This is a genomic window from Psychrilyobacter sp., assembly GCF_037132775.1.
GTDB lineage: Bacteria > Fusobacteriota > Fusobacteriia > Fusobacteriales > Fusobacteriaceae > Psychrilyobacter.
In genome coordinates this window covers 1-7,680 of the sequence record NZ_JBAHZY010000004.1, presented here as the reverse complement: position 1 = coordinate 7,680, position 7,680 = coordinate 1, and the positions used below count along the sequence as shown (strand labels likewise).

Below are 7,680 nucleotides of genomic sequence, written 5' to 3'. Positions count from 1 at the left end.
ATTTATCCATAATTTCAGCAATTAATGGATCTACCTCTCTTCTTCTTTTCTTAACCATAAAAACCTCCTCAGTTTAATAGATTATACTCTATCAACTAAGAAGGTTAAAATTAATTTACACTAAATTTGGGATACGCCCTTTTTCTCTCCTAAATTATATAATTTTTGTTGTCCAGTCCTCAACATTCCAAACATCCGTTACTATATCCATATAAAATTCAGGTTCATGACTTACTATAAACACAGTTCCCTTAAATTCTTTTATGGCTCTTTTCAATTCATCCTTAGCATCTATATCCAAATGATTTGTCGGCTCATCCAGTACTAAAAAATTGATCTCGTGATTCATGATCTTACCTAATCTCACTTTTGCATTTTCTCCTCCAGATAGAGCTCTCATCTTCGTTCCAATATGATCTTTAGTCAGCCCACATTTAGCTAAAGCCGATCTTACCTGTCCATTAGTCAGTGATGGAAATTCATCCCAAAATTCATCTAAAGCAGTCTTTCCACTACTCTCTTCCTCTTGCTTAAAATATCCTACTTCTAAAAATTGACCATGCTCTATCTCCCCAGAGATAGCTTTTATTTTTCTCAAAATTGTATTTATCAAGGTAGATTTTCCCAGTCCATTTACTCCTTTGATTGCAATTTTTTGGTTTCTTTCTATAGTAAAATTTAACTTTCGAGTTAATGGTTCATTATAGCCTATCACTAGATCTTTTACTGTAATAACTTCCCTTGATGGAGTCCTTGCAGTTTTAAAAGAAAATTGTGGTTTTGGTTTCTCTCGCTCTATGGTTATTACATCCATTTTGTCTAATTTCTTTTGTCTACTTTTCGCCATATTTGTAGTTGCTATTCGAGCTTTATTACGTGCTACAAAATCCTCTAAATGTGCTATTTCTTTTTGCTGTTTCTTATAAGCCTGCTCTATTTGACGTTTTTTTAATTCATACATCTCTATAAATTGGGGATATCCGCCTGTATACCTAGTCAATTTTGCTTTCTCAATATGATAGATTACATTGGTTACATCATTTAAAAATGGAATATCATGGGATACCAAGATAAATGCATTTTCATAGTTTTGTAAAAAATTCTTCAACCATATAATATGATCCTCATCCAAAAAGTTAGTGGGCTCATCCAAGATCAAGATCATAGGGTTTTCAAGTAGCACTTTTGCAAGTAAGATCTTAGCTCTCTGACCACCAGATAACTCTGCTACGTCTTTTTCTAATCCTATTTCCATAAGTCCCAATCCGGCTGCATAGGATTCTATTTTTGAATCTAAATTATAAAATTCTGAGCTATCTAAGATACTCTGAATATCTCCTACCTCTTCTAAGATCATCTCCACCTCAACTTCGTTGCACGTTCCCTCTTTTCATAGAGTTCCATAATTTCTTTTTCTAGTTCAAACATTGGAGCAAAGGCTGACTTTAAGATATCCCTGATAGTTTTACCTCTCTCTAGACTACTGTGTTGATCCAAATATCCTGTAGTAATGTGGTTACACCACTCTACCCTTCCTTCATCAGGCATAATTTTTCCTGTTATTATATTCAAAAAGGTGGATTTCCCCTCTCCATTGGCTCCTACTAATCCTATATGTTCTCCCTTTAGAAGTCTAAAAGACGCATCTTCTAAAATTGTCCTAGCCCCATATCCGTGGGTCACCCTACTTACATCTAAAATACTCATAAATTTTTATCTCCTATATATTAATTTTCTCTATATTACGACTAAAATAACTTCAGACATTTAGAATGATTTTATAATGAATTTCACATAAAATCTAGAGCAAAGGACTCTTCCTAACTCTATCTCTTTAACTTTTATCTAGGTTACCACCTTAAAAACAAACAAACCTATTGCTATAGCTACTGCAAATATTAGGCCCAAGAAATATACATTTCGAAAGATCTCTCTTCCACCTATTAGGAGACCTAGAAGACCTATTATCAAACCTATAATCCCTCCAATAATCTCAGCACCAAGAACTTTTAAAAACATTTCTCCCCTCAAATTTAATTTTTTCTTCATTGTAACACACCTTTTAGGTTTCAATCGAAAAAAAGAACAGCGAAATTCCGTCCTTTTCAACTTGCATTAGATCTATCTTTTACAGATCCATATTATTCAATATTTTTTTTAACTCCACCAATTCTTCCAATGAAAGGGTTATTCCCTTTCCCATTTTCTCATGGGTTTCATCCCATTCTCTGATATCAGCCTTGGCTTTTCTATTATTCCACGAAACCAGATTTAGTTCCTTAGTCCATCCCTTTCTTTCACTTAGTACTCCTAATTTTTCCTCTATTTCAAATTTTATTCCTGCCATCTCTCCTCCTTAATTTACTTCTACTTCTAAATTTTCATATTTAAATCCTAATTTTTCTTTTACCATATCTATGGTCTTGTGGAGTTTTATAGATTTTTTATAGGTCATAATTTCGTTTTGGATCTTTCCATTTAGGAGGGTGTCCACAAATGAATCCATCTCATACCCTAGCCATTTATCTTCATTTTTCTCAAAATTTCGGTCCTCTTCTCCCAACCTCTTTAAAATAAATTTTTCAGCCACAGTCCAATTATCCGGTATCTCAATCATTCCATCTGTACCTATTATTTTGGCACTGTTCCCAGAGATAGAATCCATAGTAGCGTAGAAAGATCCAGTAACTCCTTCACCATATTCAAATAATCCTGTGATACTCCCATCTACTCTCCATCTATTCTTTCTTGCCCTTACATCTATCTCAACAGGTATTCCCAATATGTCTATCAATAAAAATATATTATAGATCCCTATATCATAGAGGGCTCCCCCAGCTTGCTTAGGATTATGTTTATGGACTTTGGTACTCCTACTTCCAAAAGATGATTCCACATGAACTACAGTCCCTATCTTACCATTTTTTATCAATTCTTTCATCTGCTTATAGAGAGGATTAAATCCAACTACCATAGCTTCCATAAATAGGAGTTTTTTTTCTCTCGCTAATTTTATTACCTCTTCCAGCTCCTCTTTTTTTAATACTGCTGGCTTTTCACACAAAACATGTTTCCCTGCATTGAGAGCTTTCATAGTATAGGCAAAGTGTGTAGGATGCATAGTGGCAATGTAAACAGCATCTATATTTTCATCTTTTAGCATCTCACTGACACTTTCATAGGCTCTATCTATCTTGTATTTATTGGCTATATCCATTGTTTTTTCAAAATTTCTAGCACAAATCCCAACTACGTTTATTTTTTTATTCTTTTGAGCTTCATTCAAAAATTGCTCGGCTATCCTTCCGGTTCCGATTATTCCAAAATTTATTTCCGTCATTTTCACTCCTTTTTGTTAACTTTCAATTTTTCATATACAATTATTTGCTCCCCAGCATATTTCTCTTTAATTGTTTATCTATGGCTCTATCTCCCAGCCAAATACCAAATAATGCCTCTTTAAAATCCTGTCCCTCTGTAGTCAAAACATGTTTTTTATTTTTGTACGTTTCTATTTTCCCATCAATATAATTAAAAGTAAATATATCCCCTTTTTTAACTTTTTCATCTTCAAATATACCGATAAAAATTTCTAGTTTATCCTTAATCAGTTCCATTTTTTCAGTTTCTACAGTGGCAAACCCTTCCTCCAAAGCTTCCTTTATTTTTCCACTGGTAATTAATTTAGATATGATATTTAATTCAATAGTCATATTTTTATTTCCTTTTACAATAGCTTCAGCATCCGTTGTTTTTTCCGGTAAATATAATGATCCCACATAGAGTTTAAAAAAGAATTTTTTTCTAATCCCTGCACCGTTTAACATTATTTTTTTATCTGCAATAACAAAATTTTCTTTTATATCTACTCCCGCTATATTAACTGCCATGGTCGAAATACTTATTAAAATTGCAAGTATCACCGCCATCAAATTTCTTCCCACTCTTTCTCCTCCTAAACTTTAAAAATTCTAATCTACTATTCAAATAATCCCAATATATCATTCTTTGTTAATTTTTCTATCTTCCCATCACCATCAACCATAAAATTAATAAGTTTTGACTTATTTTCTTGAATTTTAATTATTTTCTCTTCGATAGTCCCCTCTGTTATAAATTTTATCACCTGCACTACTTTATCTTGTCCTATTCTATGAGCACGATCCGTTGCCTGTACTTCTACTGCAGGATTCCACCATGGGTCAAAGTGAATAACAACATCAGCTCCTGTTAGATTTAAACCTGATCCTCCGGCTTTTAAAGAAATTAAAAAAATATCTTTTTCTCCATCATTAAAATCATCACACATTGTTAGCCTTTTTTTAGCTTGAGTTGATCCATCTATTTGAAAATATGTTATTTTCTTAGGGTCAAGTTGTTTTTTTATGATTTCAAAAGTTTTAACAAATTGTGAAAATACGAGAACTCTATGCCCACTAGACTTAAACTCTTCCAGTAATTCTAGCAATGCTTCTACTTTTGTACTTCTCCCCTTATAATTTTCTATAAATAATTCTGGAGTACAACAAATTTGACGTAACCTTGTTAGGAGTGCAAGGATTTTTATCCTACTTTTATTAAATCCATCTTCTTCTAAACATTCTTCTAACTCTCCTTTAAACTGTGAAAGATATGAAAGATAATATTTTTTTTGTATAGAATCCATCCCTAGAATCATATTTGTTTCTATTTTTTCGGGTAATTCCTTTAAAACTTCTAATTTTGTTCGTCTTAAAATGAATGGCTTTATCATCTTCTTTAAATTTATCAAGCTATTCCCATCCATCTCTTGATCTATTTTTTTACCATATTTATTTTTAAATTTTTCTTTATTGTGTAAATACGTTGGAATCACAAAATCAAATATCGACCACAGTTCAAATATAGAATTTTCAATGGGAGTTCCTGTCAATGCAAATCTTGAAGAACTTTTAATTTTTTTTACTGCTTTTTTTATTAAAGTTCCATTATTTTTTATATGCTGTGCTTCATCTAATATTGCAGTTAAAAATTCTATATTTTCATAGATTTCAATATCTTTTCTAAAAGAACCATAAGAAGTCAAAATAACTCCATTTTTAAAGTTATTCAATAAGTCTGTTCTCTCTTTCGGCGTACCTTCTATTATTACTGCATTCAATTTAGGAGAAAATTTCTTGATCTCTTTTAGCCAGTTATGGGTTAACGAAGTAGGAGCTATAACAATACTCACACCTTTATTACTATGAATTTTCGTTAATAAAGTTATTGCCTGTAAAGTTTTTCCTAAGCCCATATCATCCGCTAGTATCCCTCCTAATCTACTGTCGTGTAATTTTTTCATCCAGTCATACCCTTCTTTTTGATAACATCTAAGGCTGGCATCTATATTTTTAGGCATGATTTCTATTTTATCTTTTTTCAGAATCTTTAAAAGTCTTTCAATCTTTAAATCTCCTATATTTTTCAGGTTTAAATTCGGCGAGATCAAGCCTAACTTACTGACTGTAAATTCAGATATTTCTTGAGTTCCCAGCCCTTTATCTAATTCTGCTAAAATACCTTCTAACTCTTTTAATTTTTTATCTGCTAGATTTATTATTCCGTCATCAGATAACTTAACATATTTTTTCTTAGAGAGTAATCCTAATTGAATAGATTTTAGATCCTCTTCACTAATGCCATCAGCATTAAAAGTTATCTCTAATAACTCTCCACTTCTAACTATACTCCCATGGATAGATACTGTTTTTGGCTTAATTTTATTCAATTTTTCATCTATTTGTATATTATATTTTTTATTTAATTTAGGTAATTTATTTATAAAAAATTCTAAAACTTCCTCTTCACCATGTAAACTTGTATTAAAATCAATTTTTTGATCTATACCTGTTATTTCTTTAAATATTTTAGAAGTTTTCTTTATATCCTCTTTCAATAAATATTTTTTGCCATCTATTAATGTTTCTTTTTCATAACTAACATTAATATCTATCGCTAAAATATCCCCATGATCTTTATTTTCATCAATAAATATTATAGACTCCCCTGCTTTTTCTAAAACTTCTATTACCCCAAAATCAGCTTTTGCTACTAATGTTTTTAATTTCCCCCCCAGCTCTGTTTCTACTGATATAAGGCCATTATATAGTAGTGCAGTCTCATACAATATTTTTATTAGCTCCCTATCTTGCTTTGCTATTAGATATATTTTTGTTTTTGTAGCAATATATTTTCCATCTGCTGTTAATAAAGAGTATGGTTCTACACCAATATATTTACTATCAAAACTGATAAACTGTTCTTTCTCAAAAGATCCAAGCATCATTTTAGAAGAATTTAAATTTATATTTTCCTTTCCACTCATATTCTCCAACAATATTTTAAACCATTCATTCGATAGATTAATTTTTGCCTTATTTACATGAGGAGCATAGTATCCATTGTGTTCAAATAAATATTCATTTGTAATTTTGCACATTCGAGAAAGTTCATTTAATAATTTATAATCATACTCAGTTAATTTATGTTTATCTGGAAGAAATTTAAATTCTTTCCCAAATTCCAATATTTTATCTTCTTTATAAGAATCTATAAATTTAATAATGTCTTTCATTACATATTTCCTTTTCCCGTGGATCCCTATTTTTATTTTCAAAATATGAGCATAATTATATATTTCTTCCCTTTCAATATTGTATTCTACATTCAGTTCTAATTTTTCTGGGTTTTCTCTCTTTTTTTCTAGATTTTTCATATAATTTTTAAGTGTCTTGAGTAATTTTTCCTCTTTTGACTCCTTTATAGAATTATTATAAGCAAACCCTTCATCTTCAAAGCTCATAAACCCTTTTGAATATTCACCCTCTATATCGTCGACTTCTAAGGGTGTGTTGTAATTATTAGTTGCTAAAACCTGCTCCTCTATTTCTTTTAAATACCCATCTTTATTAATTACTAATAGACCTCCTACAATATGTTTACAAGCCCTCTCGTATTTAGAAAAAGCTGGACAATCACAATTATAGTCTATTATTCTATCTTTTACAGCCATTTCATTTAGATTTATACTGACTCTAATATCAAAATTATATAGTTCCGTTCCATGAGCAAGCCCATCAAATTTAATCTCTAGTTCATCCCATTCATAATCTATATTTTCAATTTCGCATAGATTATCTTTAGAACATTTTAATCCACGATTATAATTACTAATATCTCCTGCAATTTTTTTTATCTCTTTATTTGAAATTTTCATCCTAATCTCCTTTTTATTTCTTTTGATTTAACCAATTATATCATAGAAAAGAACTATAAAAAAGTAAGGTGGGGACGCATCTAATCAATCATAAATACTTCAGCACAAAGTAAAGAGATAAAGAGATACACAAAGAAAACCTATAGACTTTTTGTCACGAATTACACAAAGGAACACGAATAAATAAAATCTATCAACGCTGAGACACAGAAGACACTGAGATTCACAGAGCTTTTTTTTGCCACCAATCTACACCAATCTATAATATTCTACTGCTACAACACAGAAGTTTTTTTGACACAGATTATAATGGTCGTATAAATTCATACAAAGAGTGTTTAACCTTAAGCAAAAAAATAGGGTATAATTTAAGAAAACAATATGGGGGATTTTGATTATGAATACACGAAAAACTTACTCTTCTAAGTTTAAATTTAAGATCG

Annotated in this window: 7 protein-coding genes; all 7 read right to left on the bottom strand. The window is 30.7% G+C overall.

All coding sequences use genetic code 11. The annotated features are described in order from the left end of the window. Nucleotides 1-154 precede the first annotated feature (154 nt). The 7 genes from V5784_RS00195 to V5784_RS00165 all read right to left on the bottom strand — a co-directional run bounded on the left by V5784_RS00195 (nucleotide 155) and on the right by V5784_RS00165 (nucleotide 7,237). A complete protein-coding gene (locus V5784_RS00195; RefSeq protein ID WP_336887034.1) occupies nucleotides 155-1,357 on the bottom strand; it encodes an ABC-F family ATP-binding cassette domain-containing protein in 1,203 nt (400 codons plus the stop codon). Continuing rightward, nucleotides 1,354-1,707, bottom strand: a complete 354-nt coding sequence (locus tag V5784_RS00190) for an ATP-binding cassette domain-containing protein (RefSeq protein WP_336887033.1) — start codon at nucleotides 1,705-1,707, stop codon at nucleotides 1,354-1,356. The genes V5784_RS00195 and V5784_RS00190 overlap by 4 nt, the downstream gene beginning before the upstream one ends. A 138-nt stretch (nucleotides 1,708-1,845) precedes the next feature. After that, entirely contained in the window at nucleotides 1,846-2,049 is a 204-nt protein-coding gene (locus V5784_RS00185; protein WP_336887032.1) for a hypothetical protein, read from the bottom strand. A gap of 79 nt (nucleotides 2,050-2,128) precedes the next feature. Beyond that, on the bottom strand, nucleotides 2,129-2,347 hold the full coding sequence (locus V5784_RS00180; protein ID WP_336887031.1) for a PC4/YdbC family ssDNA-binding protein: 219 nt from the start codon (nucleotides 2,345-2,347) through the stop codon (nucleotides 2,129-2,131). A 9-nt stretch (nucleotides 2,348-2,356) separates the two neighbouring features. Continuing rightward, the gene (locus tag V5784_RS00175; protein ID WP_336887030.1) at nucleotides 2,357-3,340 is read right to left on the bottom strand and encodes a Gfo/Idh/MocA family oxidoreductase; all 984 of its coding nucleotides are present in this window, start codon (nucleotides 3,338-3,340) and stop codon (nucleotides 2,357-2,359) included. A gap of 40 nt (nucleotides 3,341-3,380) precedes the next feature. Beyond that, the gene (locus V5784_RS00170) at nucleotides 3,381-3,944 is read right to left on the bottom strand and encodes a chalcone isomerase family protein (RefSeq protein ID WP_336887029.1); all 564 of its coding nucleotides are present in this window, start codon (nucleotides 3,942-3,944) and stop codon (nucleotides 3,381-3,383) included. Between the two features lie 35 nt (nucleotides 3,945-3,979). Then, entirely contained in the window at nucleotides 3,980-7,237 is a 3,258-nt protein-coding gene (locus tag V5784_RS00165) for a DEAD/DEAH box helicase (RefSeq protein ID WP_336887028.1), read from the bottom strand. Nucleotides 7,238-7,680: the final 443 nt, after the last annotated feature.

Excerpts from the sequence above, each read along its gene's own strand:
- V5784_RS00165 (WP_336887028.1), bottom strand. The coding sequence starts at position 7,237 with ATGAAAATTTCAAATAAAGAGATAAAAAAAATTGCAGGAGATATTAGT.
- V5784_RS00180 (WP_336887031.1), bottom strand. The coding sequence starts at position 2,347 with ATGGCAGGAATAAAATTTGAAATAGAGGAAAAATTAGGAGTACTAAGT.
- V5784_RS00185 (WP_336887032.1), bottom strand. The coding sequence starts at position 2,049 with ATGAAGAAAAAATTAAATTTGAGGGGAGAAATGTTTTTAAAAGTTCTT.
- V5784_RS00190 (WP_336887033.1), bottom strand. The coding sequence starts at position 1,707 with ATGAGTATTTTAGATGTAAGTAGGGTGACCCACGGATATGGGGCTAGG.
- V5784_RS00175 (WP_336887030.1), bottom strand. The coding sequence starts at position 3,340 with ATGACGGAAATAAATTTTGGAATAATCGGAACCGGAAGGATAGCCGAG.
- V5784_RS00195 (WP_336887034.1), bottom strand. The coding sequence starts at position 1,357 with ATGATCTTAGAAGAGGTAGGAGATATTCAGAGTATCTTAGATAGCTCA.